The sequence below is a fragment of the Streptomyces sp. NPDC007907 genome (genome assembly GCF_042959365.1).
Taxonomy (GTDB): Bacteria; Actinomycetota; Actinomycetes; order Streptomycetales; family Streptomycetaceae; genus Streptomyces; species Streptomyces indiaensis.
Genome location: NZ_JBIBKR010000005.1, coordinates 691,920 through 715,910, shown reverse-complemented (window position 1 = coordinate 715,910; position 23,991 = coordinate 691,920). Strand labels below are relative to the sequence as shown.

Genomic DNA, 23,991 nt, shown 5'->3' with positions numbered 1-23,991 from the left:
TAGCCTTGCCTAAGTCAAGCTGTGGCCGGAATCGTACGCGAAAGGCTGAAACGCGATGGGGCAGGGGCGGGGTTGGGAGGGCGCGGTCCTCAAACTGCTGCGCGGCAAGGACTTCGAGTTCACGGTGACGGACGTCGAGGACGTCACCCCGGAGTACCGGCGGCTCCGTTTCACCGACGGCGGTCTGCTGGCCGCGACCGGCGTGCATCCCACCATGTGGGTACGGCTGTGGTTCGACAACGCGGGCAAGCCGCACCAGCGGGCCTACACCCTGGTCGACCCCGACGCCGAGGCCGGCACCTTCGGCCTGGAGTTCGCCCTGCACGAGGGCCGCGCCAGCGACTGGGCCAGGGCGGCGAAGCCGGGCGACACGATCGAGGCGACCGTCCAGGGCACCGGCTTCGAGCACCCGAGCCCCGCCCCCTCGCACGTCTTCGCCGTCGGCGACCCGGCCTCGCTCCCGGCCATCAACTCCCTCCTGGACGCCCTGGGCTCCGCACCGGCCACCGTCTGGTTCGAGGGCGGCGACGACGCGCTGCCGTTCCGCACCGACCCGGACCGGCACGAGCTGCGCACGGTGCCGCGGCGGGACTCCGGCGCTCACCTGGTCGACCGGGTGAAGTCGGACCTGCCCGGCCTGCTCGAGGGCACGGCCGACCCCTACGTCTGGATCGCCTGCGACACCGCGACGACCCGGACCCTCGCGGCGTACGTCCGCAAGGAGCTGGGGCTGCCCAAGCAGCGGGTGCACGCGCTCGGCTACTGGCGGGCGACCTGAGCAGCGGCCGGGCCCGCCCCGGGGGATGATCGGGGCATGGACGTCACCCTTCACCTCGCCCAGGATCCCGAGGCCGACGCGCTGCTCGGCCGCAGTCCGCTCGCCGCGCTGGTCGGCATGCTGCTGGACCAGCAGGTGCCCATGGAGTGGGCGTTCAAGGGCCCGGCGACGATCGCCCGGCGGCTCGGCACGGACGACCTGGACGCGCACGAGATCGCCGCGCACGAGCCGGAGGCCTTCGCCGCGCTCCTGTCCGAGAAGCCCGCGGTGCACCGCTACCCGGGCTCCATGGCCAAGCGGATCCAACAGCTGTGCCAGTACCTCGTCGAGCACTACGACGGTGACGCCGAGGCCGTCTGGAAGGACGTCGGCACCGGCAAGGAGCTGCTGAAGCGCCTCGCCGAACTGCCCGGCTTCGGCAAGCAGAAGGCCCAGATCTTCCTGGCCCTGCTGGGCAAGCAGCTCGGAGTGCGCCCCACGGGCTGGCGAGAGGCCGCGGGCTCCTACGGCGAGCCGGACTCCTTCCGCTCGGTCGCCGACATCACGGGCCCGGAATCCCTGGTCAAGGTCCGCGCGCACAAGCAGGAGATGAAGGCAGCGGCGAAGGCAGCGAAGGCAGCCGACAAGTAGACCCGCCCCGGACGAGAAACCCGAGCGGCCGCTACCCGCCGACGGGGCGTCAGCCGCGTGGGCCGTTCTCACCGGGGGGCGCCCGCCACCTGACCCGTCCCCACCGACGAACGCACCCGCCACCCGGCCCGTCCCCGGGCCTGCGGAACCCGGACTTGCACGTCCAGCAGGCACTGCCCGTCCCACAGCAGGGCGCCCAGATGCAGGGCCGGACCTGAGAAGGCGTAGCCGGAGGCGATCCGCAGGGCCTCCCGGGGAAGGGCGGCGGCACGCCCGGACACCTCCGGGGCGGCGGCCGACGGCAGGGTCCCGCGGTCCGGCATGTTCACGCCCCTGTTCCGGGTTCATACCGCCTTGTGTGGTTTTTTTCAGCGCCGCACCTCGGCGCCATGGCTGCGCCCGGAAGGTCTTGACCGGTAGGCTTTCCGTGTGATCTTCAAGCGCATCGGAAACGGCCGGCCGTACCCCGACCACGGCCGGGAAAGCACCCGGCAGTGGGCGGACGTCGCGCCGCGCCCGGTCCGCCTCGATCAGCTCGTGACGACCAAGGGTCAGCTCGATCTGGAAACACTGCTCGCCGAGGACTCGACGTTCTACGGCGACCTCTTCGCGCACGTCGTGAAGTGGCAGGGCGACCTGTATCTGGAGGACGGACTGCACCGCGCGGTGCGGGCGGCACTCCAGCAGCGCCAGGTGCTCCACGCCCGCGTGCTCGAACTCGACTGATCCCCGGCGGCCGCGGGTTGACCCTTTCGGGTTCCGCCGGGCGACGTCGAATGATCATCTAGTAGGCATCGTCGCCCGGGCGCACTACGCTGCGCTCATGAGCATGCTGACTCCCCCCGGCATGGGCGGCAAGTACCGCATCACGGGCAACAAGTACCCCAAGATGCGCCGGCCCCGTCGGCGCGGCAGGCTCGTCGTCCTAACCGTCGCGTCCGTCGTCGTCCTCGGCGTGGGCGGCTGGGGCACGCTGCAGCTCATCGACGTCTTCACCGGCGGCGGCAGAAAGGCTTCGGCGGCCGGTGACGGGACGGACTGCGGCGTCACGACCAAGGCGAGCCCCTCCCCCAGCGCCAAGCCCCTGCCGCAGCCGCGCACGATCACCGTCAACGTGCTCAACGCGACCACGCGCGGCGGCCTGGCGAAGAAGACCGCCGACGAGCTCAAGAAGCGCGGCTTCAAGATCGGCGACGTGGGCAACGCGACCAAGCAGTACGACAAGAAGGTCAAGGGCACCGGCCTGCTGCTCGGCCCCGCCGCCGCGCTCGACACCTCGCTGCCCGTGCTCGGCACCCAGCTCCCCGGCGCGGAACGGCGTACCGAGGCGGCCCGCAAGGGCGCTGCCGTCGACCTCGTCATCGGGGACGGCTTCAAGGAGCTGGCGAAGAAGCCGGACGCCGACCGGGCACTGACCGAACTGGCCAGGCCCGAGCCGACGCCCAAGTCGAAGAAGGGGTGCTGAGGGGCCCGTCCGGCCTACTCGGCGGCCCCGTACATCCGGTCCCCCGCGTCCCCGAGGCCCGGCACGATGTAGCCGTGCTCGTTGAGCCGCTCGTCGACCGACGCGGTCACGACCGTCACCGGCGTGCCCGCCAGCTCCCGCTCCATGATCTCGACGCCCTCCGGGGCGGCCAGCAGCACCACGGCGGTCACGTCGTCGGCGCCGCGCCGGATCAGCTCCCGGATCGCAGCGACCAGCGTGCCGCCGGTGGCGAGCATCGGGTCGAGCACGTACACCTGACGCCCCGACAGGTCCTCCGGCATCCGCGTAGCGTACGTGGAGGCCTCCAGGGTCTCCTCGTTGCGGATCATGCCGAGGAAGCCCACCTCGGCGGTCGGCAGCAGCCGCACCATGCCGTCCAGCATGCCGAGCCCGGCCCGCAGGATCGGCACCACCAGCGGGCGCGGGTGGGAGAGCTTGACGCCCGTGGTCTGCGCGACCGGCGTCTGGATGTCGACCTGTTCGGTGCGCACGTCCCGCGTGGCCTCGTAGGCGAGCAGGGTGACCAGCTCGTCGGCGAGACGGCGGAAGGTCGCGGAGTCGGTGCGCTGGTCGCGCAGCGTGGTGAGCTTGTGGGCGACCAGAGGGTGGTCGACGACGTGGAGACGCATGTCCACCACAGTAACCGGGCGGGGTGCCCCGGCCCGCACGGCAAGCCCGCCGTACGGCCGTCACCCGGACGCTGGCGTCAAACCGTCCGTCCGGGGGAAGGTGGGAAGGACGGACTGGGGGTGGTGAACCTGATGCCCGACCGGAAATTCCGAGACGATCCGTTGCCGCGCACCTGGCCAGGGACGGGCCCGACGCCCGACCGGCCGGACGGGACCGACGAGTCCGACGCCGAGCGGCGCCGCCGTCGCGCCCGCTTCCTGCGCGATCTCGCCGAGGCCCGGGCGCTGCGCGACCGCGTCCAGCCGCGCCGCGCCAAAACGGCCCGACTGCGGCACGCGATGCGCATGCGCACCTTCCGCTGGTAGGAAACGGGGGAGGAAACCTCCGGCAAAGATCACGAACCGCGCGGAGTTTGTCGCGGGTGACCGTGCGTGCAACAGGGCAAATCCGCGTACGATCCGCAGGTGGCAGCAACGAGCGTGCGGGCAGAACTGCCGGACACAGGGAGCCGAAGACGTCCCCTGAACGCCTTGTTTCTGCCACGATTCCGAGTGGGTGGGGCTCGGACGAGCACTCCCCGCCCGTAACCTCCGCCGGGGGGACCCCCAACCGGCACGCCTATGACCAGTGGGAGAGTCACGGTGTACTTCGCCGCACTGCTCGCGCGCACCGAAGACGGGTGGGAAGCGAGCGACACAGAGCTCGACGATGTGGAAACCCTGTCGGATCTCGCCGACCTGGCCCGTGAAGCCTCCCCCGACGAGGACACGGTGCTCGTGCTCATCGAGCAGGAGGACGCCTGGTTCGGCGTCGTCCGCGTGGACGGCGAGGAAGACCCTCGCATCTATGTGTCGGACGCCGCCGCCGCTGCCCGCAGCAGCTACGGCGAGATCCTGCTCACCGACGAGCTGCTCGGGCGGGATCCGGGCGACGACGGCTCCGCCGATCTCGACGCCCTCGACCTCGACGGCACCGAGGACGGTGAGTCCGACGAGGACGACGACGCCGAGGGCGGTGCCGGGGCCGCCGGCTCCGCCGAGTCCGTGCCGCACGGCCCGGTCGGCGACGCGCAGATCCTCGACGACCTCGGCGTCAGCGAGAAGGAGCTGCGGCTGATGTCGACGGACGCGGTCACCGAGATCGCCGAGTCCCTGGGCGCCTCGGAGACCCTGGAGACCGTCCGCTGACCGGTCGTACCGGCGCGGCCTCGGGAGTCCCGGATCCGGTCCGGGACCCCTGGCGGCCCGTGATGCGACGCGCCCTGGACGAGGCCGCCGAGGCCGTCCGGGGAGGGGACGTCCCCGTCGGCGCCGTCGTCCTGGCCCCGGACGGCACGACCGTGCTCGCGGCCGGGCACAACGAACGCGAGGCCGGCGGTGACCCGACGGCGCACGCGGAGCTCCTCGCGCTGCGGCGGGCCGCGGCCGCCCTCGGCACGTGGCGGCTTGCCGGCTGCACCCTCGTGGTCACGCTGGAGCCCTGCACGATGTGCGCGGGCGCGGTCCAGCAGTCCCGCGTCGACCGGCTCGTCTACGGCGCCCGCGACGAGAAGGCCGGCGCGGCCGGTTCCCTCTGGGACCTCGTCCGCGACCGGCGGCTCAACCACCGGCCCGAGGTGATCGAGGGCGTGCTCGCCGAGGAGTGCGCCGAGCTGCTCACGGCGTTCTTCCGCGGTCGCTGAATACCGATTTCAGAGCACGCGGCCCCTTGCTGTAAGGTCTCCCTCGGTAGCGTGTCCGAGCGGCCGAAGGAGCTCGCCTCGAAAGCGAGTGTGGCGCAAGTCACCGAGGGTTCAAATCCCTCCGCTACCGCTTCGGAAGGGCCCCGTCGTCAGGCGGGGCCCTTCGTGCGATCTGCCTCTTCGGGTGATCCGCCCTTCGTGCGATCATGTGCGCTGCATGGGACACCAGTGACAGGGGAGGCCGCGATGGCGGTGAACGCCAAGAAAGTCGCCGTCTACGCCGTCGCGGTCTTCGCGCTGTACGTGATCATCACGGACCCGGCCAAGGCCGCCGACTACGTGCAGATAGGCTTCCAGGGCATTTCGGACGCCGCCAAGGCCCTCGGCGACTTCGCCACGTGGGTCGCCAACGGAGGAAAGTGATGATCCGCCATCTGGTGCTCTTCAAGCTCAACGAGGGTGTCGAGCGCGACGACCCCCGCGTCGTGAAGGGCGTCGAGGCCTTCCGCGCGCTCGGCGACACCATCCCGGAGCTGCGCCACTGGGAGCTCGGCTGGAACGTCAGCGACCGTCCCATCGCGTACGACTTCGCCATCAACTCGGCCTGCGACGACGCGGACGCGCTGCGGCGGTACGTGGAGCACCCGGACCACCAGGCGGGGGTCGCGCTGTGGCGGGAGTTCGCCACGTGGGTGATCGCGGACTACGAGTTCTGACACCGGCCGCCGCCGGCCGTCCCGGCCCCCTGTCGCTTCGACAGGGGGCTCTTCCGTTGCCCGGGGCGATTTGTGCGGCTTTCATCCCTCAACACGTAGTTATGGGGTGCTTGCACACAGTGCACATGTCTTGTGATGCTATGACCGCTTTTGATGGAAGAGTTGACGGATGAGTTGACGACGACGAGGTGGAGTTGACCGTGCTGGCCAGTACTGCACCTCAGGCACCGTCTGCTCAAGCGCCGGTTCCGCAGGCACCGGCTCCTCAAGCACCAGCTCCTCAAGCACCGACTCCTCAGGCGTCGGCCCCTCAAGTGACCCCCGCCCAGGCCGCCTCCGCGGAAACCGCTCCGGCCGGGCCGCAGCGGAGCAGTCGCGGCGCCGACACCCGGGCCCTCACCCAGGTCCTCTTCGCGCAGCTCAAGGAGCTCCAGCCGGGCACGCCGGAGCACGACCGCGTACGCGGGGCGCTCATCGAGGCGAACCTCCCGCTCGTGCGCTACGCGGCCGCCCGGTTCCGCTCCCGCAACGAGCCGATGGAGGACGTCGTCCAGGTCGGCACGATCGGGCTCATCAACGCCATCGACCGCTTCGACCCGGACCGGGGCGTGCAGTTCCCGACGTTCGCGATGCCGACCGTCGTCGGCGAGATCAAGCGGTACTTCCGGGACAACGTCCGCACGGTGCACGTGCCGCGCCGGCTGCACGAGCTGTGGGTACAGGTCAACAGCGCGACGGAGGACCTGACGACCTCCTTCGGGCGCACCCCGACGACCGCGGAGATCGCCGAGCGGCTGCGCATCACCGAGGACGAGGTGCTGTCCTGCATCGAGGCCGGGCGGTCGTACCACGCGACCTCCCTGGAGGCCGCGCAGGAGGGCGACGGCCTGCCGGGGCTGCTGGACCGGCTCGGCTACGAGGACCCCGCGCTGGACGGCGTGGAGCACCGCGACCTGGTACGGCATCTGCTCGTCCAGCTGCCCGAGCGGGAGCAGCGGATCCTGCTGCTGCGGTACTACAGCAATCTCACGCAGTCCCAGATCTCCGCGGAGCTCGGTGTCTCGCAGATGCACGTGTCGCGGCTACTGGCGCGTAGCTTCCAGCGGTTGCGGTCTGCGAACCGCATCGACGCATAATCGCAAACACGGGCGAGAGGTCACCGTCGGGAGGGAATCGCTCATCAGGGCGGTTGCCGACAGTTGAGAGCCGAAAAGCCGTCAGACCCCTTGTTTGCAGGGCGTATTCGCGTCTCAGATGTCGACATGTCACTACAGCGTGTTGCCGACATGTGACATTCTGCGGGAAGCGCGTTTGCCGGAGCTTCGGCGCCGGTATTCAGGTGAAGGCTGCGTTCCTCAAGCGGGGGCGTTCGCCGCGACCGTCCCGCGACCCAAAGGGGGTGGCATGTCCGCAGAACAGGGCAGCTCGAAGGTGCTCACGCTCGCGGAGAGCGAGACAGCTCCCCATGCTCTCGACTCACTCGGCTCCATCGATGACGTGCCGGCCCTCGCGGCCGAGCCCGTTCCGGTCCTTCCGGCTGCGGGCGCCATCGACACCCGCACCCTGTCCCGCTCCCTGTTCCTGCGGCTGGCCGCGCTCGGCGAGGACAGCCCCGAGCGTGCGTACGTCCGTGACACGCTGATCGAGCTGAACCTGCCGCTGGTGCGGTACGCCGCCGCGCGGTTCCGGTCGCGGAACGAGCCGATGGAGGACATCGTCCAGGTCGGCACGATCGGGCTGATCAAGGCGATCGACCGGTTCGACTGCGAACGGGGCGTGGAGTTCCCGACGTTCGCGATGCCGACGGTGGTCGGGGAGATCAAGCGGTTCTTCCGGGACACGTCGTGGTCGGTGCGGGTGCCGCGGCGGCTGCAGGAGCTGCGGCTGGCGCTGACCAAGGCGAGTGACGAGCTGTCACAGAAGCTGGACCGGTCGCCTACGGTCACCGAACTGGCCGCCGTGCTCGGGGTGTCCGAGGAGGACGTCGTCGACGGGCTGGCGGTGGGGAACGCGTACACGGCGTCCTCGCTGGACTCGCCGGCGCCGGAGGACGACGGTGGCGAGGGGTCGCTGGCGGACCGGCTGGGGTACGAGGACACCGCGCTGGAGGGTGTGGAGTACCGGGAGTCCCTGAAGCCGCTGCTGGCGAAGCTGCCGCCGCGGGAGCGGCGGATCATCATGCTGCGGTTCTTCGCGAACATGACGCAGTCGCAGATCGGCGAGGAGGTCGGCATCTCGCAGATGCACGTCTCCCGGCTGCTGACGCGGACGCTGGCGCAGTTGCGGGAAGGGCTGATCTCGGACTGAGCGGTCCTGACGCAGGGCTGGGGCGCGGCCCGTCGGGCCGCGCCGTTTGCCTGTGGCTGGGCGTGCTTGCGCCGTGCGCCGGGTGGGGGGTCGGGACCGCGTCGGGGGTGTCCGTCCTCGGAACGGCGCGATGGACCCCCTTACCGACGGACCGGCGTTGACGCGCCAACCGCTGCGGGCGCAGCGGTATCCCGCTCCGCCGGGTGGCGGGCCCACCCCGGCTGACCTGCAGTACGTCTTACGACAGCGCCAGCCACGCCACCGCCGCGACGATCGCCACGGCGACGACCACGCCGAGGATGACGCCGATGCGCGGGCCGCTGTTGGTGGATGCCGCCGCCTGACGGCCCTGCGGGGCCTCGTCGACGAACGCGCGGAACATCTGGGTGCTGCCGGCGGGGTCGTGATTGCCCTGCGGGGCCTGGTTGTTAGCCATGGCCCGAGACCCTAGCGAAAACGGCGGGGCTCCCCAAGTGGGGGTTGGGGTTCCGGTTGGGACCGAGTGACCCCTACCGCCGAGCTCGCCACCAGCACGTTTACTCCCGCAATACTTGCCTTTGCCAAGTTTTTATGCCGCACCGCCCGCTTTTATTTGCCTGCGGCAACTAACAGCTCATATGGTTGCCCTAAGCAACGAAAGCGGGAGGTGTCATGGCCGAAAAGGCGCAGTACGAAGAGCTGGTCCGCCAGTTCAGCGCCTTCGGTGCCGTAAAGCGGGAGCTCGGCCGGATCATGCCCGCCGAGTGCCCCGGCGGGTCGGCAGCCGTTCTGACGCTGCTGGGCCGCCACGGCGACATGCGCATGAGCAAGCTCGCCGAACTCCTGGCGGTGGACATGTCGGTCACCAGCCGCCACGTCGCGCACGTCGTGGACCGGGGCTGGATCGAACGCTCCCCCGACCCGGCGGACAAACGCTCACGCATCCTGCGCCTCACGCCCGCGGGCCACGCACAGCTCGACGAGCTGTCCCGGCGGACCACCGAAGTCCTCGCCGAGCGCCTGAGCGACTGGACCGACGAGGAGGTCGGCCGGCTCACGGACCTCATGGCGCGGCTGCGGCAGAGCTTCGACTGCCGGCCCGGGACCCGGGCCGCGCCCGCCGCTTTCGACCAGACCACCCGTACACCCGCAAGCACGTAAGAAAAGGAAGCCCATGGCAACGACCACACCAGCCGGTGTGCGGGCTCATGCCAAGCACGGGGGAGGCTCCCACGGCTCCTCCGGCGACGCTCCGATGACACACCGCCAGATCATGGAGGCCCTCACCGGCCTGCTGCTCGGCATGTTCGTCGCGATCCTGTCGTCGACGATCGTCTCCAACGCCCTGCCCCGGATCATCGGCGACCTCGGTGGCGGCCAGAGCGCCTACACCTGGGTCGTGACCGCGTCCCTGCTGACGATGACCGCCACCACCCCGCTGTGGGGCAAGCTCGCGGACCTGTTCTCCAAGAAGCTGCTGATCCAGCTCGCACTGATCGTGTTCGTGCTGGGGTCGGCGGCGGCCGGCATGTCGCAGAACCCGGGCATGCTCATCACGTTCCGCGCCGTCCAGGGCATCGGCATGGGCGGTCTGTCCGCGCTGGCCCAGATCATCATGGCGGCGATGATCTCGCCGCGTGAGCGCGGGCGTTACAACGGCTACCTCGGTGCCGTCTTCGCCACCGCCATGGTCGGCGGTCCGCTGGTCGGCGGTGTCATCACCGACACCGACTGGCTCGGCTGGCGCTGGTGCTTCTACGTCGGCGTGCCCTTCGCCGTGATCGCCCTGATCGTGCTGCAGAAGACCCTGCACCTGCCCGTCGTCAAGCGGAAGGTCAAGGTCGACTGGGCCGGCGCCTTCTTCATCACCGCTGCCGTCTGCCTGCTGCTCATCTGGGTGACCTTCGCCGGTGACAAGTACGACTGGATCTCCTGGCAGACCTACGCGATGGTCGGCGGGTCCGTGGTGCTGCTGGCGCTGTTCGTCCTCGTCGAGGCGAAGGCCAGCGAGCCGATCATCCCGCTGCGGCTGTTCCGCAACCGCACCATCACGCTGGCCTCCGTGGCCTCCCTGTTCGTCGGCGTCGCGATGTTCTCCGGCACCGTCTTCTTCAGCCAGTACTTCCAGCTGGCGCGGGACAAGTCCCCGACGATGTCCGGCGTCATGACGATCCCGATGATCGCGGGTCTCTTCGTCTCCTCCACCCTCTCCGGGCAGATCATCACCCGGACCGGCCGCTGGAAGGGCTGGCTGCTGGCCGGCGGTGTGCTGGTGACGGCCGGGCTCGGGCTGCTGGGCACAATCCGGTACGACACCGAGTACTGGCACATAGCGATCTTCATGGCGCTGATGGGCCTCGGCATCGGCATGATGATGCAGAACCTGGTGCTCTGCACGCAGAACCAGGTGGAGCCGGGCGACCTGGGCGCCGCCAGCTCCACGGTGACCTTCTTCCGGTCCCTGGGCGGTGCCGTGGGCGTCTCGGCGCTCGGCGCTGTCCTGGGCAACAAGATCACCGACTACGTCAAGGACGGCCTGGCCGACCTCGGCGCCAAGGGCGCGGCCCTCGGTCACGCCGGTACCGGCGGTGGCGGCATCCCCGACCTCGACGCGATGCCCGCGCCGATCCGCACCATCGTGGAGAGCGCCTACGGCCACGGTGTCGCGGACGTCTTCCTCTACTCGGCCCCGATGGCGCTGCTCGCCCTGCTGGTGTCGCTGTTCATCAAGGAAGTCCCGTTGAAGACGAAGGGCGGACTGGCGCAGGCCGCCGAGCCCGAGACCTCTGCCGTGGCTCCCGCCGAGGCGGTCGCCGTCGAGACGCCCGCCGCGCAGAAGGCCGCGCCGAGCTGGGCCGTGGCCGACACCGAGGCCGCCGACGGCACCGGACCCGAGGGCACGCAGCGGCTCGCCGCCGTCGCCACGGCGGAGCGTCCGCAGGAGACCTCCGGTGGTGTCCCCGGCGTCCCCGTCCGCGGTTTCGTCCGGGGGAACGAGTCCGCGCCCGTGCCGCAGGCCGCCGTCACGCTGATCTCGCTGGCCGGGCGCCAGTTGGGCCGGTCCGTGGCGCAGGCCGACGGCTCGTACGCGGTGGACGCCCCCGGCGCCGGCTCGTACGTCCTGATCGCCTCCGCCGACGGCTTCCAGCCGCAGGCCTCCACGGTCGTGGTGAACGGCGAGCCGGTCGACTACGACCTTCTGCTCAGCGGCACCAGCGGGCTGACCGGCCTGGTGCGTTCCGCCGAGGGCGGGCAGCCGGTCAGGGACGCCATGGTCATCCTGACGGATGTGCGCGGGGACCTGCTGGCCAACGGCACCACGGGTGAGCAGGGCGAGTTCTCCTTCGCCGAGCTGGTGCCGGGGCCGGTGACCGTCGCGGTGAACGCCGCCGGGTACCGGCCGCGCGCCCTGCCCGTCGAGGTGGGCGGCACCGGGGTCACCCGGGTCGAGATCGACCTGGACGCGGGCGCCCGTGTCCAGGGTGTCGTCCGCGCCCCGCACGGCCCGCTGGCCGACGCCCGGGTGACGCTGGTCGACCAGGCGGGCAACGTCGTCGGCTCGGCCACGACCGGGACGGACGGGGCGTACGCCTTCACCGACCTGGACGGCGGTGAGTACACCGTGATCGCCACGGGCTACCCGCCGGTGGCCACCGCCCTGACGGTCACGGGTGCCGGCACCGACGCCCACGACATCGAACTCGCCCACCCCGGCGAGTAGCCATGACCCCGGCCCGTGACAGGTGGGCGCGCTCTGAGCGGAGGTGCGCCCCCTGTCACGGGCCGGTTTCCTTCTGAGGAGCAGCAGAGATGGGACTGACGGCGAGGATCCGTACCCGCGACGGATGGGCCGTGTCGCACGCGGTCGTCACGGTGGCGGACATGACCGGCGCGCAGGTACTGCGGGCCGAGGCCGACGCGGAGGGCGCCGTGCGGGACGCGACGCCGATGGAGGCGGGGGCGTACACCGTCATCGTCACGGCTGTGGGCTACGCGCCCGCGGCCTCCAGCGTCATCGTCACCGCGAGGGGGCGGGCCGAGGTCGGCACGGTGACGCTGGCCCGGCAGGGCGGCACCGAGCTGCCGCCGCCCGGACCGTGGACCGTCGACCCGGTGCACTCCAGCGTGGCCGCCGTGGCCCGGCACCTGGGCATCTCCAGCGTGCACGGCCGGTTCACGGAGTTCTCCGGGGCGATCGAGATCGCCCCGGACGACGTCACCAAGTCGCGGGTGGAGGCGGTGATCCTGGCCGCCTCGATCGACACCGGCAACGGTATGCGCGACGGGCACCTGAAGTCGCCGGACTTCCTGGACGTCGAGCGGTTCCCGGAGATCACCTTCCGGTCGACGGGGCTGACGGCGACCGGCTCCGACCGGTGGACCGTCCACGGCGAGCTGGGCATGCACGGGGTCGTACGGCCCGTGGACCTGGACCTGGCCTACCTCGGCACGGGTCCGGACCCGTGGGGCGGGACCCGGGCGGCGTTCCGCGCGACGACCGAACTGCACCGCCAGGACTTCGCGATGAACTACAACCAGGTGCTGCAGGCCGGCATCGCCGCCATCGGCACCACGCTGAAGGTGGAGCTGGACATCCAGGCCGTGCGGGGCGAGTCACTTCCGACGGCGTGAGTCCGGCGCGGACACCCGCGCCACCAACTGGCCGCACAGATCCCGGAGTTTGACGTTCCGGTCCTGCGAGGCCCGGCGCAGCCGCTCCAGCGCGATCCGCGCGTCGATCCGCTCCCGGGCCATCAGGATGCCGATCGCCTGGTCGATGACGCTGCGGGAGAGCAGCGCGGTGCGCACATCGGCCGCCGACTGGCGCCGGCGCTCGATGCGCAGCGCCACGTCGATGGCGTCCCCGGCCCGGGCCGCGAAGGCACGGGCCGCGTCCCGGCCCGGGTCCAGGGCATGCGCCCCCACCCCGTAGAAGTTGAGCGCGGCGCCCTTGTCGTTCTCGCTCTCCACGACGACGGGCACCGCCAGCACACAGCGCACGCCCACGCCCAGCGCGTACTCCCGGTACGCCGGCCAGCGGGACTCCTCGGCGAGGTCCGGGGCGTACTGCTCCTCACCGGTGCCGGCCGCGTCGACACAGGGACCCGAGCCGTTCTCGTACTGGCGCAGGTCCAGGCCGCTGGGCATGCCGTCACTGCCGGCCAGGGTGAGCAGCCGACCGGCGCGGCGCACGGTGATGCTGCACGCGTCGGCGCCGGGCACGTCCCGCACCGCCCGGTCGGTCAGATCCCGCAGCAGGGTGTCGAGACCGCTGCTGCGCACCATCGCCTGGTCCAGCGTCTCGGACGTCTCGGAGCTCATGACCGTACGGGTATCCCGTCACCACACGAACACGCCTCCGACATGATTCCCCCTCATTCAGGGGGTGTTGCCGCCCACGATCCGGCGGGCGAGGTCGCGCAGTTTCACGTTCTCCCGCTGGGAGGCCCGCACCAGGCTCTCGAAGGCCGCAGCCGCGTCGATGCCCTGGCGTTCCATGAGGATGCCGGTGGCCTGGCCGATCAGGTCCCGGGTGTGCATGGCCTCGGTGAGCTGCTCGCGCACGGTGGCGGAGTCCAGGGCGATGCTGACGTGCGCGCTGAACAGCCGGCCGACGCGCGTCGCCTCCTCGTCGAAGGCGCCTGGTTTGCGCGCGTACGCCGTGAGCACGGTCAGCCGGCGGCGGTCGGCGCGCAGCCGCAGGGACAGCGCCGAGCGCAGCCCCAGGTCCGCCAGCACGTCCCAGCCGTCGTCCCCCTCGCTGTCCGTTATCCGCGCGATGGGGTTGTTCCACAACTGCTCCCACAGCCCGTGCTGTTCGCGGCCGGAGTGCCGGGCCTCGGCGGAGCGCACGACCTCGTCGGTCCAGGCCAGCGTGCGGAGCTTGTTGCCGCGCTCGATCACGGAGATGCCGGCGTGATCGGCCCCCGGCATGAGGTGCACGGCCAGCCGGACCGCCGTGCGCAGCGCACTGTGCGGCGTGAGGGTTTCGTGCAGCTGCTGAGACGCCACCGTCAGCGCTTCGGCCAGCTCGACGCCAGCCGGAAAATGGGGCAAATCAGGAAACTCGGACGCAGCCACCACGAACCTCTTCGGCATGCACGGTCAACGACCGTGCGCAGGAGAGCTCCGCAGCACATTCCCGACTGCGAGCACAGGACGGACAGCACTCTAACTGCTCGGTTGCCTCCAAGTGACGTCCGGCCGACGCCGCCCCCAGGCGCTTCCACCAGCCACCCCTCGCATGGTGGAATGGCCCGACGGGTCAGGAAGCGGCCTTACCGGAATCAGGACGAACGTCTGCCAGGTGAGCCGTGACCTTCTTCACGAATCCCACAGAACCGCGCGACCTTCCCGGCCGCCTCCACCTCACCCTGCCCGCCGAGATCGACCACTGCAACGCCGCCGAGCTGCTGCCGCTCGTCCTGTCCGCGGCCCGGGCCCGGGGCGAGCGGCTGGACGTCCTCGTGCTGGACCTGACCGCGACCTCCTTCATGGACTCCCAGGGCATCCGCCTCATCAACGACGTACGGCGGCGGCTGCGCCCCGGCGCGACGCTGCGTCTGGCAGCCCGGCCCGAGGGGATCACGAGCCGGGTCCTGGAGCTGACCGGGATGCGCCGGGACGTGCCCGTGTACGACAACCTCCCCGAGGCCCTGGCGTCGTAGGCTGCGGCCCATGGCACCGAACATCGCGACGAACACCCGCGTCTCCCGGGACGAGTTGCTCGACTTCGTACGCCCCCGGCACCACGCGATCCTGCTGACCCGGCGGGCCGACGGCGCCCCGCAGGGCTCCCCGCTGACCTGCGGCGTCGACGACTCCGGCCGGATCGTCATCTCCACCTACCCCGAGCGCGCCAAGACCCGCAACGCCAAGCGGGATCCCCGCGTGAGCCTGCTCGTGCTCAGCGACGACTGGAACGGCCCCTGGGTGCAGATCGACGGCACGGCGGAGGTCGTCGACGCCCCCGACTCCGTCGAACCGCTCGTGGAGTACTACCGGAACATCGCCGGTGAGCACCCCGACTGGGACGAGTACCGCGCGGCCATGCTCAAGCAGGGCAAGTCGATCATCCGGATCACGCCGGAGCGGTGGGGTCCGGTGGCGACCGGGGGGTTCCCGGCGCGCCTGGTGGAAGGGGACTAGTCCGAGGAAGCGCCGCGCTCGCGGGGACTAGTCCGAGGAAGCGCCGCGCTCGCGGGGACTAGTCCGAGGGAGTGCCGCGCTCGCGCGCGACCATCGCCTCGATGCCCGCGATCAGCAGCTCCAGCGCGAACTCGAAGTCGCGCTCCAGCATCTCGGCGACCGTGTCGCCGCCGCGCGCCTCCATGATCTCCCGGGACTCCCGCAGGACGTCGGCCGCCTGCGGAGCCGCGGTCACGGTGTCGAGGGCCTGCTGGAAGTACTCGTCCACGCTCATCCCGCCGGCCGCGGCCCGGGAGGCGAGGTGCCCCTCCAGGGTGCCGTAGCCGTAGACGAACTGGAAGACGGCCGAGATCGTGCTGGTCATGCGCTTCGCGGGCAGCCCCGTCCTGCGCACGACGCGCTGGACCACCCGGGAGAACGCCAGGCTGTTGGGGCCGATGTTGAGGAAGACGCCGACCAGCGCGGACACCCAGGGGTGCCGCACCAGCAGCGTCCGGTACTCCCGGGCCAGCGCCCGCACCTGGTCCCGCCAGTCCTCCCCGCCGTCCGGGTCGGGCAGCCGCATCCCGCCCATGACCTCGTCCAGGGCGAGTTCGAGCAGATCGTCCTTGGTGTCGACGTACCAGTAGACGGACATCGCGGTGACGTTCAGCTCACCGGCCAGCCGCCGCATGGAGAACTTCGCCAGCCCATCGGCGTCCAGCAGCCGCACGGTGGCCCCGGTGATGCGCGCCCGGTCCAGGCCCGACGGCTGCCCGCCCCCGCGCCGCCGGTGCGCCTTGCCTTCCAGCCAGACACTGGACCGCGGCTGACCCTCCCGGGCGGCTTTCGCCATGGCGCACCTTCCTCGACCTCTTGCTGCCGATCATGCTAGGCGCCCTCAGGGGCGCGGGGAACTGCGCGACCAGCCACAACGGGTCCGCAGCCGCCCGACCACCCCGGCCCCGCGGCCCCCTAGGCGGACTCTGCCCGCTCGGCCCGCCGCAGCAACGCGGCCGCGACCAACCCGCCCGCCAGCACGGCGACCGCCCCGACCAACTGACTCGTCTCCAGGCCGGAGGCGAACGCGTCGGAGATCCGGGCCTTCTCCGCGGCCGAGTCGGCGGAGGCCAGCGCCGCCGGCAACGACGCCGCCGACACGGCGACCAGCGACGCGAAGCGCGAGTTGAGCACCGCGCCGAGCACGGCGACACCCAGCCCGTTGCCGAACTCGGCGAGGGTTCCGTTGATCCCCGCTCCCACCCCCGCCTTCTCCGGCGGGATCGCCCCCATGATCGCGTTGGCCATGGCCGGCATGGACAGCGCCACCCCCGCCCCCATCACGACCAGCCCGAGCAGCATCCCGCCGTACCCGTGCCCGCCGAGCAGCGCGATCGCCGCGAGCCCCGCGGACACCAGGGTCATGCCGAGCGCGATGGCCGCCGGCGTCCCGGCCTTCAGCACCAGCTTGGCCCCGACGCCCGTGAAGTTGAGCGCGACGACGGTCAACGCCAGCGGCGCCGTCCGCAGCCCGGCGTCCAGCGGCTCGTAACCGAGGACGAACTGCAGGTGCTGCGTGAGCAGGAACAGCGACCCCGTCATACCGAACGCCACGAGGATCGCGCCCGCGACCGCGCCCACGAACTTCTGGTTGCGGAAGAAGTGCATGTCGAGCATCGGGTGCTCGGTGCGCAGCTCCCACGTCACGAAGAGGCCGAGGACGACCACGCCGATCAGCGCGGAGACCAGCACCTGCGCGGAGGTCCAGCCGTGCTCGGGGCCGGTGATGATCGCGTACACCACGGCCGTCATGCCGATGGTCGACAGCACCGCGCCGACCAGGTCGGGCCGGTCACCGGCCTTGTGCTTCGACTCCGGCACCAGCGCGGCGACCGCGACTAGGCCGAGCACCGCGACCGGGATGTTGATGAGGAAGATCGCGCCCCACCAGAAGTGGTTCAGCATCACACCGCCGATCAGCGGCCCGGCGGCGAATCCGAGCGAACTGACCGTCGACCACAGCGCGATGGCCTTCACCCGCTCCTGGTCGTCGAAGATCTGCACGACGACGGCCAGGGTCGTGGTCATCAGCAGCGCGCCGCCGACGCCCATGCCCGCACGGGCCGCGATGAGTTGGCCGGGGCTCTGGGACAGCCCCGCCGCGAGCGATCCCACGCCGAAGATCGCGAGTCCGGACATCAGCATCAGCTTGCGGCCGTAGCGGTCGGCGGAGTTGCCCGCGGTCAGGAGCAGACCGGACTGCACCAGGGAGTAGGCGTTCATCATCCACTGGACGTCGGCGGTCGAGGCGTCCATCTCGCGGGTGAGCGAGGGGATGGCCACGTTCAGGATCGTGTTGTCGAGCAGCACGGTGAGCTGCGCGAGGCAGATGACACCGAGGATCAGCCAGCGCTGTGGGTGACCACCCGGCGTGGGGGCCGACGGTGTTTTTTCCGAGGGGGCCTTTTCCTGGGGGGACGTCGTCATGCTGTACACCGTAGAACAGTCCCTATACGGCGTACAACGGAGTTCCGGTGGGGACGGCGAAGGGCGGTGACTTTCGGCCACCGCCCTTCGAGTCCCTCGGGGAGGAGTCAGTTGCTCGCCTTCTGCGTGAGGTCGTAGAAGGTGCTCGAACCGACCGTGACCTTCTTGAAGTTGGCCTCCACCCAGGACGTGATCCGGGACGACGTGCCGTCGCTGCCGCCGCCCATGCCACCGGGCATGCCGCCCGAGGCGACGAAGTAGTGGATCTCGCCGTCCGCCACGTACTGCTGGAACTGGGCGAGGGTCGGGGACGGGTCGGTGCCGTTGAAGCCGCCGACGGCCATCACCGGGGCGCCGGTGGACAGCTGGTAACTCGCCGCGTTCTGGGCGCCGATGGCCGCGGCGGCCCACGTGTACCGGTCGGCGTCGGTCTCCAGCAGCTTCTTGGCCTCCGCGCTGACGCCGGCGCCGCCGAGCAGCCCGCCGACGCCGCCACCGCCGCCGCCCATCCCGCCCGTACGGCCCATGCCGTCGCCGTTCTGCTGATTCCGGCCCTGGCCTTGCTGGTTCTGGCCGCCCGGGAAGCCGCCGCCGGGGAAGCCGTTGCCCGGCCCCTGCTGGTTCTGGCCCTGCTGGTTCTGGCCCTGCTGGTTCTGGCCGCCGCCCGGGAAGCCGCCCCCGCCGGGGCCGCCATCGCCCGGACCGCCACCGCCCGGGCCGCCGCGGCCGCCCGCGACCGCCGGGCCCGCCGTGACGATCGAGCCAGTGTGCCCCTCGTTCACGGTGGTGAGCGTGTACGCCGCCGGACCGGCCAGCGCTGCGACGAGGCCCAGCCCGGCCGCCCCCAGCGCCAGTCGGCGTCCCAGCCGGCCGGCGAAGAGCAGGCCGAGGGCCGCCGTCAGACCGCCGACCAGGACGAGCCACTTCAGCCAGGGCAGGTAGTCGGAGGAGCGGTTGAGCAGGACGTACCCCCAGGCCGCGGTCGCCGTCATCGCGGCGGCCAGGGTCAGCGAGGCCCACGCCCGGTCGCGCCTCTCCCACAGCAGCGCCGCGCCCATGCCGACCAGCGGCGCGACGTAGGGCGCGAGGGCCACCGTGTAGTACTCGTGGAAGATGCCCTGCATGTAGCTGAAGACCAGCACCGTGATGAGCAGCGCGCCGCCCCAGACGAGGAAGGAAGCGCGGGTCACCGAGGTGCGCCCGGCCCTGCGGGTGGCCACCAGCCCCGCGACGAGCAGGATCAGCGCAGCCGGGATCAGCCAGGAGATCTGGCCCCCGACGGAGGAGCTGAACAGCCGGTCCCAGCCGGTCTCGCCCCAGGCACCGCCCCCGTTGCCGCCTCCGCCGCCGCCTCCGACGCTGCCGGTCTCGTCGCCGTTGAGGCGCCCCAGGCCGTTGTAGCCGAAGGTCAGTTCCAGGAAGCTGTTGTTCTGCGAGCCGCCGATGTACGGGCGGGAGGACGCGGGCCGGAGTTCGACGATCGCGACCCACCAGCCGCCGGAGGCGACGATCGCGCCGAGAGCCGCGGCGAGCTGTCCGATCCGCTTCCGCACCGTCACCGGGGCGCAGACGCCGTACACGAGGGCGAGCGGCGGCAGGATCAGGAAGGCCTGGAGGGTCTTGGCGAGGAAGGCGAAGCCGACCACCGCACCGGCCCACAGCAGCCACTTCGTCCGGCCGTCCTCCAGGGCGCGGATGACGAACCAGCAGGCCGTCGCCATCAGCAGTGCCAACAGCGCGTCGGGGTTGTTGAAGCGGAATATCAGCGCCGCGACGGGGGTGAGCGCGAGCACGGCGCCCGCGATCAGACCGGCCGCGGGGCTGAACCGGCGGCGCACGGCCGCGTACACGACGGCCACCGTGCCGACGCCCATGAGGACCTCGGGCGCGAGGATCGCCCAGGAACCGAGGCCGAAGAGCCGCACGGACAGGGCCATCGGCCACAGGGCGGCCGGGGGCTTGTCGACGGTGATGGCGTTGGCAGCGTCGAGCGAGCCGAAGAAGAACGCCTTCCAGGACTGGCTGCCGGCCTGCACGGCCGCGGAGTAGAAGGAGTTGGCGTAGCCGGAGGCGCTCAGGTTCCAGAAGTAGAGCACGGCCGTCGCCAGCAGCAGGGCGAGGAAGGCCGGTCGGGCCCACCGGGGGTCCTCCGGACGGCCGCGCCACATCCGCTGCGGGAAGGGCAGCCGGGGAGCGCCGGCGTGCGATGCCGGTGCGGGTTCCGGGGGCCCTGTCCGGTGCCCGGGGCTCGTGGCTCTGCCGGTGGTCTGCCGGTCGAAGTGGACGGTCATCGCGAGTCCCTCGCATCGGTGTCGTGCGGGCGCACCGGCAGCGACTGCACGGTGGTGTCCCGCCAGGGCTCCGCGGCTTCACCGGCGCGGAAGGGGGCGGTGTCGTACGGGGCGCCACGCGGCGCTTCGTACGGGGCGGCCCGCGGCGCGTCGTACGGGCCGACCGCATCGTGCTGGGCGGCACACTTCGCGTCGTACGGGGCGGCCCGCGGCGGGTCGTCGTGGCGCCGGTCCGGGAACACCCACGCCCGGAAGAGCAGGAAGCGCAGGACGGTCGCCGCGAGGTTGGCCGCGACGAGGACGGCCAGTTCGGTGGAGTGCGCGGGTTCGGAGGCCGCCGCGTTCAGCGCCGCCAGCGAGCCGCTGGTCAGTGCGAGTCCGATGCCGAGGACGACCAGGCCCTGCGCCTGGTGCCGTACGGCCCCGCCGCGCCCGCGCACCCCGAAGGTGAGCCGCCGGTTGGCCGCGGTGTTGGCGACCGCCGAGACCAGCAGGGCGAGGGCGTTGGCGACCTGGGAGCCGGTGAAGGCCCGGAAGCCGCTGTAGAGCAGCAGGTAGAAGAGGGTGGACAGGGCGCCGACCACGCAGAACCCGACGAGCTGGCGGGCCAGTCCCTTCGGCACGTCCTCGAGGTCACGGTCGCGCGGGTCGTCGCCGAAAGGCCGGGCGAGCCGGTCCAGCGGCAGCGAGCCGGTGGCCAGGGCCCTGCCGACCCGCCACACGCCCTTGAGGTCGTCGGTCGCGGTGCGGACGATGTGCACGGTCGAGTCGGGGTCGTCGACCCAGTCGACCGGCACCTCGTGGATCCTCAGACCCGCGCGCTCGGCGAGCACCAGCATCTCGGTGTCGAAGAACCAGCCGGTGTCCTCGACGAGCGGCAGCAGCACCTGGGCCACGTCCCGGCGGATCGCCTTGAAACCGCACTGGGCGTCCGAGAACCGCGCCTGCAACGAGCCGCGCAGGATGAGGTTGTAGGCCCGGCTGATGAACTCCCGCTTGGGTCCGCGCACCACGCGTGAACTGCGGGCGAGCCGGGAGCCGATGGCGAGGTCCGAGTGGCCGGAAATCAGCGGCGCCACCAGCGGGAGCAGCGCGTTGAGGTCGGTGGACAGGTCCACGTCCATGTAGGCGAGGACCGGGGCGTCCGAGGCCGACCAGACGGCCCGCAGAGCCCGGCCGCGCCCCTTCTGCTCCAGCCGGAGAGTGGTGACCTCGGGTATCTGCGCGGCCAGTTGCCGCGCCACCTGCGGGGTGGTGTCCGTGGAGGCGTTGTCCGCGATCGTGATGCGGAAGGCGTACGGGAACGTCCTGTCGAGGTGCCCGTGCAGTCTGCGGACGCACGGCCGGAGGTCCTTCTCCTCGTTGTGGACGGGGATCACTACGTCCAGGACAGGCGTACCGGCTGGTGCGGCCGGGAGGTGCTCCCGCGCCGGCAGGGTGCCGGGAGAAGAGTCGGTTCGCATGGGACCGACTCTCGTCAGACGCCCTGTTGTGCCCGTGTGGTGAGGCTGTGGCGTGCCTGTGAGTGCGGCTGCCGGTTCGTTTCCTGCCGCGGCGGGGGCGCGGGGGCGGGCAGGTGCACGGTGAACACGGTCCGCCCGGGCGCGCTGTCGACGGTCACGGCACCACCGTGCGCGCTCGCCACGGCCTGCACGATGGCGAGGCCCAGGCCGGTGGAGCCGTTGGCGCGGGAGCGGGCCGAGTCTCCGCGGGCGAACCGCTCGAAGACGTGCGGGAGCAACTCGGCGGGAATGCCCGGGCCGTTGTCCTCGACGTCGACGCACAGCCAGTGGCCGCGCCGCTGGACGCGGGCGGTGACGGTGGTGCCGGGGGGTGTGTGGGTGCGCGCGTTGCCCAGCAGGTTGACCAGGACCTGCTGGAGCCGGGCCGCGTCGGCCGACACCGGCGCCGGTTCGTCGGGCAGATCGAGCCGCCAGTTGTGGCCCTGGCCGGCCGCACGGGCATCGCTGATGGTGTCCACGACGAGCGGCACGAGGTCGGTCTGCTCGAACTGCAGCGGCCGTCCGGCGTCGAGGCGGGCGAGCAGCAGCAGATCCTCGACGAGGAGGGTCATACGGCCGGCCTCGGACTCGATCCTGCCGAGGGCGTGCCGGGTGTCGGGGCCGACGTCCTCCCTGCCGCGTCTGGTCAGTTCGGCGTATCCGCGGATGGAGGCGAGCGGGGTGCGCAGCTCGTGACTGGCGTCGGCCACGAACTGCCGGACCCGTGTCTCGCTCTGCTGGCGCGCGTGCAGGGCGCTGTGGACGTGGTCGAGCATCCGGTTGAGCGCGGCTCCGACCTGTCCGACCTCGGTGTGCGGGTCGGTCTCGGAGTCGGGCACGCGCTCGTTGAGGGCCACCTCACCGGTGTGCAGGGGCAGTTCGGAGACCCGGGTGGCGGTGGCGGCGACTCGGCGGAGCGGGCGGGTGGCCACGCCGATGAGGACCGAACCGGCGATGGCGGCGGCGACCAGGCCGGCCCCGGTGACGCTCACCTCGACGAGGACGAGGGTGCTGATGGTGGTGGTGACGGACTCGGTGGGCAGGGCCATGTAATAGGTGCCGCCGTCCAGTCCGTCGACGTACTGCACGCGGTACTCGCCGAGGCCGGGGAGATCGACGGTGTGCAGGCCCGTGGTCGGCACGCGGGCGAGGGCGGCCTTCTGCTCGCCGGTGAGGTCCACGGGCGTGTTGCCCTGGTAGGGGCCGTTGTCCTCGGGGTCGGCGAAGGCCCCTCCGGTGATGTTGCCGTCGGGGCCGACCGCGGCGGCGACGGTCTTGGGCCGCGCCGGCCCGCTGATGAAACCGGTGATCCTGTCCTTCGCGTCGATCTCCTTCGCGTCGATGCCCTTCCCGCCGGGTTTCACGGGTCCCGACAGTCGCTTGCCGGAGTCGTCGACCTGCGCGTCCAGTTGCTCGTACAGGTGCGAGCGCAGCGCCAGGGTCGTCACCGTCCCGATCACCGCGCACACCACGGCGATCAGCACGACGGACGCGACGACGAGCCGCGTCCGCAGGGTGCGCGGCCTGCCGGCTCGTGGCCCGCCCGCCCGCTGCCGCGTGTGCAGCCGCCGCCGTCCGCTCACGACGCCGCGGGCTTGATCAGATATCCGGCACCACGCCGGGTGTGGATCATCGGCTCCCGCCCGACGTCGATCTTCCGCCGCAGGTAGGAGATGTAGAGCTCGACGACGTTGGCCTGGCCGCCGAAGTCGTACGACCACACGCGGTCGAGGATCTGCGCCTTGCTGAGCACGCGCCGCGGGTTGCGCATCAGGAACCGCAGCAGCTCGAACTCGGTCGCGGTGAGATGGATGTCGTCCCCGGCCCGGGTCACCTCGTGGCTGTCCTCGTCGAGGGTGAGGTCACCGACGACCAGCAGGGATTCCGAGCGCCGGTCGGCGGCGCCGGAGCGGCGTATCAGCCCGCGCAGCCGGGCGACGACCTCCTCCAGGCTGAACGGCTTGGTGACGTAGTCGTCCCCGCCCGCCGTCAGCCCCGCGATCCGGTCCTCGACGGCGTCCTTGGCGGTCAGGAACAGCACCGGCACGTCCGGCAGTTCCCGGCGCAGCCGCCCGAGGACGGCCAGCCCGTCCATGTCGGGCAGCATCATGTCGAGAACGACGGCGTCGGGCCGGAAGTCGCGGGCGGTCCGGATCGCGCCGGTGCCGTCACCGGCACTGCGGATCTGCCATCCCTCGTAGCGCAGGGCCATGGACAGCAGCTCCGTGATCGACAGCTCGTCGTCCACCACCAGCACGCGGACGGGGCTCCCGTCCGGCCTGAGCAGTTCGGTGCGCCCCTGGGGCGAGGTCGTGGTCATGGGAACACGATGTCGGGCACCTCTGAGAGCGTGCTTTCGGCAACCTGTGTTTTCCC

The 23,991-nt window shown here is 71.4% G+C and carries 27 protein-coding genes and 1 tRNA gene; 17 read left to right on the top strand and 11 right to left on the bottom strand.

Annotated features, from left to right (window positions below):
* Nucleotides 1–55: 55 nt before the first annotated feature.
* Both ACFZDI_RS24080 and ACFZDI_RS24075 read left to right on the top strand, forming a co-directional pair.
* On the top strand, nt 56–778 hold the full coding sequence (locus tag ACFZDI_RS24080) for a siderophore-interacting protein (protein WP_234848534.1): 723 nt from the start codon (nt 56–58) through the stop codon (nt 776–778).
* Nucleotides 779–814: 36 nt separating this feature from the next.
* Nucleotides 815–1,408: an HhH-GPD-type base excision DNA repair protein gene (locus ACFZDI_RS24075; RefSeq protein WP_234848533.1), complete on the top strand. Its 594-nt coding sequence runs from the start codon at nt 815–817 to the stop codon at nt 1,406–1,408.
* Between the two features lie 68 nt (nt 1,409–1,476).
* On the opposite strand, the gene ACFZDI_RS24070 is transcribed toward ACFZDI_RS24075, so the two are convergent.
* Nucleotides 1,477–1,731 (bottom strand): hypothetical protein, encoded by a 255-nt coding sequence (locus ACFZDI_RS24070; RefSeq protein ID WP_391253133.1) that lies wholly within the window; start codon nt 1,729–1,731, stop codon nt 1,477–1,479.
* 106 nt (nt 1,732–1,837) lie between these two features.
* On the opposite strand from ACFZDI_RS24070, the gene ACFZDI_RS24065 reads away from it, so the two are divergent.
* Together ACFZDI_RS24065 and ACFZDI_RS24060 are read left to right on the top strand one after the other, a co-directional pair.
* Nucleotides 1,838–2,134 carry a type II toxin-antitoxin system VapB family antitoxin gene (locus ACFZDI_RS24065; protein WP_003999914.1) on the top strand — a complete coding sequence of 99 codons (297 nt, stop codon included), beginning with the start codon at nt 1,838–1,840 and terminating at the stop codon, nt 2,132–2,134.
* A gap of 121 nt (nt 2,135–2,255) precedes the next feature.
* Nucleotides 2,256–2,873 carry a LytR C-terminal domain-containing protein gene (locus ACFZDI_RS24060; protein ID WP_391253239.1) on the top strand — a complete coding sequence of 206 codons (618 nt, stop codon included), beginning with the start codon at nt 2,256–2,258 and terminating at the stop codon, nt 2,871–2,873.
* Between the two features lie 14 nt (nt 2,874–2,887).
* Here ACFZDI_RS24060 and upp read toward each other — a convergent pair whose 3' ends face one another.
* A complete protein-coding gene (gene upp / locus ACFZDI_RS24055; RefSeq protein ID WP_234848532.1) occupies nt 2,888–3,523 on the bottom strand; it encodes a uracil phosphoribosyltransferase in 636 nt (211 codons plus the stop codon).
* A 132-nt stretch (nt 3,524–3,655) separates the two neighbouring features.
* Between upp and ACFZDI_RS24050 the strand changes: the two genes are divergently transcribed.
* The 8 genes from ACFZDI_RS24050 to ACFZDI_RS24015 all read left to right on the top strand — a co-directional run bounded on the left by ACFZDI_RS24050 (nt 3,656) and on the right by ACFZDI_RS24015 (nt 8,228).
* Nucleotides 3,656–3,889, top strand: a complete 234-nt coding sequence (locus tag ACFZDI_RS24050) for a hypothetical protein (RefSeq protein WP_234848531.1) — start codon at nt 3,656–3,658, stop codon at nt 3,887–3,889.
* A 276-nt stretch (nt 3,890–4,165) separates the two neighbouring features.
* Nucleotides 4,166–4,711: a hypothetical protein gene (locus ACFZDI_RS24045; RefSeq protein WP_234848545.1), complete on the top strand. Its 546-nt coding sequence runs from the start codon at nt 4,166–4,168 to the stop codon at nt 4,709–4,711.
* Nucleotides 4,712–4,773: 62 nt separating this feature from the next.
* The gene (tadA, locus tag ACFZDI_RS24040; RefSeq protein ID WP_234848530.1) at nt 4,774–5,205 is read left to right on the top strand and encodes a tRNA adenosine(34) deaminase TadA; all 432 of its coding nucleotides are present in this window, start codon (nt 4,774–4,776) and stop codon (nt 5,203–5,205) included.
* Between the two features lie 45 nt (nt 5,206–5,250).
* Nucleotides 5,251–5,335, top strand: a tRNA-Ser gene (locus ACFZDI_RS24035).
* A gap of 116 nt (nt 5,336–5,451) precedes the next feature.
* Nucleotides 5,452–5,628, top strand: coding sequence for a hypothetical protein (locus ACFZDI_RS24030; RefSeq protein WP_234848529.1), 177 nt, complete (start codon nt 5,452–5,454; stop codon nt 5,626–5,628).
* On the top strand, nt 5,628–5,921 hold the full coding sequence (locus ACFZDI_RS24025; protein WP_234848528.1) for a Dabb family protein: 294 nt from the start codon (nt 5,628–5,630) through the stop codon (nt 5,919–5,921). The genes ACFZDI_RS24030 and ACFZDI_RS24025 overlap by 1 nt, the downstream gene beginning before the upstream one ends.
* 200 nt (nt 5,922–6,121) lie before the next feature.
* Nucleotides 6,122–7,057 (top strand): SigB/SigF/SigG family RNA polymerase sigma factor, encoded by a 936-nt coding sequence (locus ACFZDI_RS24020; protein WP_391253129.1) that lies wholly within the window; start codon nt 6,122–6,124, stop codon nt 7,055–7,057.
* A 268-nt stretch (nt 7,058–7,325) separates the two neighbouring features.
* The gene (locus tag ACFZDI_RS24015) at nt 7,326–8,228 is read left to right on the top strand and encodes an RNA polymerase sigma factor SigF (RefSeq protein WP_234848526.1); all 903 of its coding nucleotides are present in this window, start codon (nt 7,326–7,328) and stop codon (nt 8,226–8,228) included.
* 238 nt (nt 8,229–8,466) lie between these two features.
* Here ACFZDI_RS24015 and ACFZDI_RS24010 read toward each other — a convergent pair whose 3' ends face one another.
* On the bottom strand, nt 8,467–8,664 hold the full coding sequence (locus ACFZDI_RS24010) for a hypothetical protein (protein ID WP_234848525.1): 198 nt from the start codon (nt 8,662–8,664) through the stop codon (nt 8,467–8,469).
* A 215-nt stretch (nt 8,665–8,879) separates the two neighbouring features.
* On the opposite strand from ACFZDI_RS24010, the gene ACFZDI_RS24005 reads away from it, so the two are divergent.
* The 3 genes from ACFZDI_RS24005 (at nt 8,880) to ACFZDI_RS23995 (ending at nt 12,839) form a co-directional block, all read left to right on the top strand.
* Nucleotides 8,880–9,368: a MarR family transcriptional regulator gene (locus tag ACFZDI_RS24005; RefSeq protein WP_391253126.1), complete on the top strand. Its 489-nt coding sequence runs from the start codon at nt 8,880–8,882 to the stop codon at nt 9,366–9,368.
* 13 nt (nt 9,369–9,381) lie between these two features.
* The gene (locus ACFZDI_RS24000) at nt 9,382–11,928 is read left to right on the top strand and encodes an MFS transporter (RefSeq protein WP_391253123.1); all 2,547 of its coding nucleotides are present in this window, start codon (nt 9,382–9,384) and stop codon (nt 11,926–11,928) included.
* A gap of 89 nt (nt 11,929–12,017) precedes the next feature.
* Nucleotides 12,018–12,839, top strand: coding sequence for a YceI family protein (locus ACFZDI_RS23995; RefSeq protein WP_391253121.1), 822 nt, complete (start codon nt 12,018–12,020; stop codon nt 12,837–12,839).
* Here ACFZDI_RS23995 and ACFZDI_RS23990 read toward each other — a convergent pair.
* Both ACFZDI_RS23990 and ACFZDI_RS23985 read right to left on the bottom strand, forming a co-directional pair.
* On the bottom strand, nt 12,822–13,529 hold the full coding sequence (locus ACFZDI_RS23990; RefSeq protein ID WP_391253119.1) for an ANTAR domain-containing protein: 708 nt from the start codon (nt 13,527–13,529) through the stop codon (nt 12,822–12,824). The genes ACFZDI_RS23995 and ACFZDI_RS23990 overlap by 18 nt on opposite strands.
* Nucleotides 13,530–13,586: 57 nt before the next feature.
* Nucleotides 13,587–14,306: an ANTAR domain-containing protein gene (locus ACFZDI_RS23985; protein WP_391253117.1), complete on the bottom strand. Its 720-nt coding sequence runs from the start codon at nt 14,304–14,306 to the stop codon at nt 13,587–13,589.
* A 215-nt stretch (nt 14,307–14,521) separates the two neighbouring features.
* Here ACFZDI_RS23985 and ACFZDI_RS23980 point away from each other — a divergent pair, with 215 nt between their 5' ends.
* Entirely contained in the window at nt 14,522–14,875 is a 354-nt protein-coding gene (locus ACFZDI_RS23980) for an STAS domain-containing protein (protein ID WP_234848519.1), read from the top strand.
* 10 nt (nt 14,876–14,885) lie between these two features.
* Nucleotides 14,886–15,356 (top strand): TIGR03618 family F420-dependent PPOX class oxidoreductase, encoded by a 471-nt coding sequence (locus ACFZDI_RS23975; protein ID WP_391253115.1) that lies wholly within the window; start codon nt 14,886–14,888, stop codon nt 15,354–15,356.
* 58 nt (nt 15,357–15,414) lie between these two features.
* Here ACFZDI_RS23975 and ACFZDI_RS23970 read toward each other — a convergent pair whose 3' ends face one another.
* The 6 genes from ACFZDI_RS23970 to ACFZDI_RS23945 form a co-directional block, all read right to left on the bottom strand.
* The gene (locus ACFZDI_RS23970; protein WP_391253113.1) at nt 15,415–16,191 is read right to left on the bottom strand and encodes a TetR/AcrR family transcriptional regulator C-terminal domain-containing protein; all 777 of its coding nucleotides are present in this window, start codon (nt 16,189–16,191) and stop codon (nt 15,415–15,417) included.
* Nucleotides 16,192–16,310: 119 nt separating this feature from the next.
* The gene (locus ACFZDI_RS23965; RefSeq protein ID WP_391253111.1) at nt 16,311–17,822 is read right to left on the bottom strand and encodes an MFS transporter; all 1,512 of its coding nucleotides are present in this window, start codon (nt 17,820–17,822) and stop codon (nt 16,311–16,313) included.
* 107 nt (nt 17,823–17,929) lie between these two features.
* Nucleotides 17,930–20,113 (bottom strand): glycosyltransferase family 39 protein, encoded by a 2,184-nt coding sequence (locus ACFZDI_RS23960; protein WP_391253109.1) that lies wholly within the window; start codon nt 20,111–20,113, stop codon nt 17,930–17,932.
* On the bottom strand, nt 20,110–21,576 hold the full coding sequence (locus ACFZDI_RS23955) for a glycosyltransferase (protein ID WP_391253107.1): 1,467 nt from the start codon (nt 21,574–21,576) through the stop codon (nt 20,110–20,112). Before ACFZDI_RS23955 ends, ACFZDI_RS23960 begins: the two co-directional genes overlap by 4 nt.
* Before the next feature lie 14 nt (nt 21,577–21,590).
* Nucleotides 21,591–23,198 carry an ATP-binding protein gene (locus ACFZDI_RS23950; protein ID WP_391253105.1) on the bottom strand — a complete coding sequence of 536 codons (1,608 nt, stop codon included), beginning with the start codon at nt 23,196–23,198 and terminating at the stop codon, nt 21,591–21,593.
* Nucleotides 23,195–23,935 (bottom strand): response regulator transcription factor, encoded by a 741-nt coding sequence (locus ACFZDI_RS23945; RefSeq protein ID WP_234848512.1) that lies wholly within the window; start codon nt 23,933–23,935, stop codon nt 23,195–23,197. Before ACFZDI_RS23945 ends, ACFZDI_RS23950 begins: the two co-directional genes overlap by 4 nt.
* Between the last annotated feature and the right edge of the window lie 56 nt (nt 23,936–23,991).

Excerpts from the sequence above, each read along its gene's own strand:
- ACFZDI_RS24080 (WP_234848534.1), top strand. The coding sequence starts at position 56 with ATGGGGCAGGGGCGGGGTTGGGAGGGCGCGGTCCTCAAACTGCTGCGC.
- ACFZDI_RS24075 (WP_234848533.1), top strand. The coding sequence starts at position 815 with ATGGACGTCACCCTTCACCTCGCCCAGGATCCCGAGGCCGACGCGCTG.
- ACFZDI_RS24070 (WP_391253133.1), bottom strand. The coding sequence starts at position 1,731 with ATGCCGGACCGCGGGACCCTGCCGTCGGCCGCCGCCCCGGAGGTGTCC.
- ACFZDI_RS24060 (WP_391253239.1), top strand. The coding sequence starts at position 2,256 with ATGGGCGGCAAGTACCGCATCACGGGCAACAAGTACCCCAAGATGCGC.
- upp (WP_234848532.1), bottom strand. The coding sequence starts at position 3,523 with ATGCGTCTCCACGTCGTCGACCACCCTCTGGTCGCCCACAAGCTCACC.
- ACFZDI_RS24050 (WP_234848531.1), top strand. The coding sequence starts at position 3,656 with ATGCCCGACCGGAAATTCCGAGACGATCCGTTGCCGCGCACCTGGCCA.
- tadA (WP_234848530.1), top strand. The coding sequence starts at position 4,774 with ATGCGACGCGCCCTGGACGAGGCCGCCGAGGCCGTCCGGGGAGGGGAC.
- ACFZDI_RS24030 (WP_234848529.1), top strand. The coding sequence starts at position 5,452 with ATGGCGGTGAACGCCAAGAAAGTCGCCGTCTACGCCGTCGCGGTCTTC.
- ACFZDI_RS24025 (WP_234848528.1), top strand. The coding sequence starts at position 5,628 with ATGATCCGCCATCTGGTGCTCTTCAAGCTCAACGAGGGTGTCGAGCGC.
- ACFZDI_RS24015 (WP_234848526.1), top strand. The coding sequence starts at position 7,326 with ATGTCCGCAGAACAGGGCAGCTCGAAGGTGCTCACGCTCGCGGAGAGC.
- ACFZDI_RS24010 (WP_234848525.1), bottom strand. The coding sequence starts at position 8,664 with ATGGCTAACAACCAGGCCCCGCAGGGCAATCACGACCCCGCCGGCAGC.
- ACFZDI_RS24005 (WP_391253126.1), top strand. The coding sequence starts at position 8,880 with ATGGCCGAAAAGGCGCAGTACGAAGAGCTGGTCCGCCAGTTCAGCGCC.
- ACFZDI_RS24000 (WP_391253123.1), top strand. The coding sequence starts at position 9,382 with ATGGCAACGACCACACCAGCCGGTGTGCGGGCTCATGCCAAGCACGGG.
- ACFZDI_RS23995 (WP_391253121.1), top strand. The coding sequence starts at position 12,018 with ATGGGACTGACGGCGAGGATCCGTACCCGCGACGGATGGGCCGTGTCG.
- ACFZDI_RS23990 (WP_391253119.1), bottom strand. The coding sequence starts at position 13,529 with ATGAGCTCCGAGACGTCCGAGACGCTGGACCAGGCGATGGTGCGCAGC.
- ACFZDI_RS23985 (WP_391253117.1), bottom strand. The coding sequence starts at position 14,306 with ATGCCGAAGAGGTTCGTGGTGGCTGCGTCCGAGTTTCCTGATTTGCCC.
- ACFZDI_RS23975 (WP_391253115.1), top strand. The coding sequence starts at position 14,886 with ATGGCACCGAACATCGCGACGAACACCCGCGTCTCCCGGGACGAGTTG.
- ACFZDI_RS23970 (WP_391253113.1), bottom strand. The coding sequence starts at position 16,191 with ATGGCGAAAGCCGCCCGGGAGGGTCAGCCGCGGTCCAGTGTCTGGCTG.
- ACFZDI_RS23965 (WP_391253111.1), bottom strand. The coding sequence starts at position 17,822 with ATGACGACGTCCCCCCAGGAAAAGGCCCCCTCGGAAAAAACACCGTCG.
- ACFZDI_RS23960 (WP_391253109.1), bottom strand. The coding sequence starts at position 20,113 with ATGACCGTCCACTTCGACCGGCAGACCACCGGCAGAGCCACGAGCCCC.
- ACFZDI_RS23955 (WP_391253107.1), bottom strand. The coding sequence starts at position 21,576 with ATGCGAACCGACTCTTCTCCCGGCACCCTGCCGGCGCGGGAGCACCTC.
- ACFZDI_RS23945 (WP_234848512.1), bottom strand. The coding sequence starts at position 23,935 with ATGACCACGACCTCGCCCCAGGGGCGCACCGAACTGCTCAGGCCGGAC.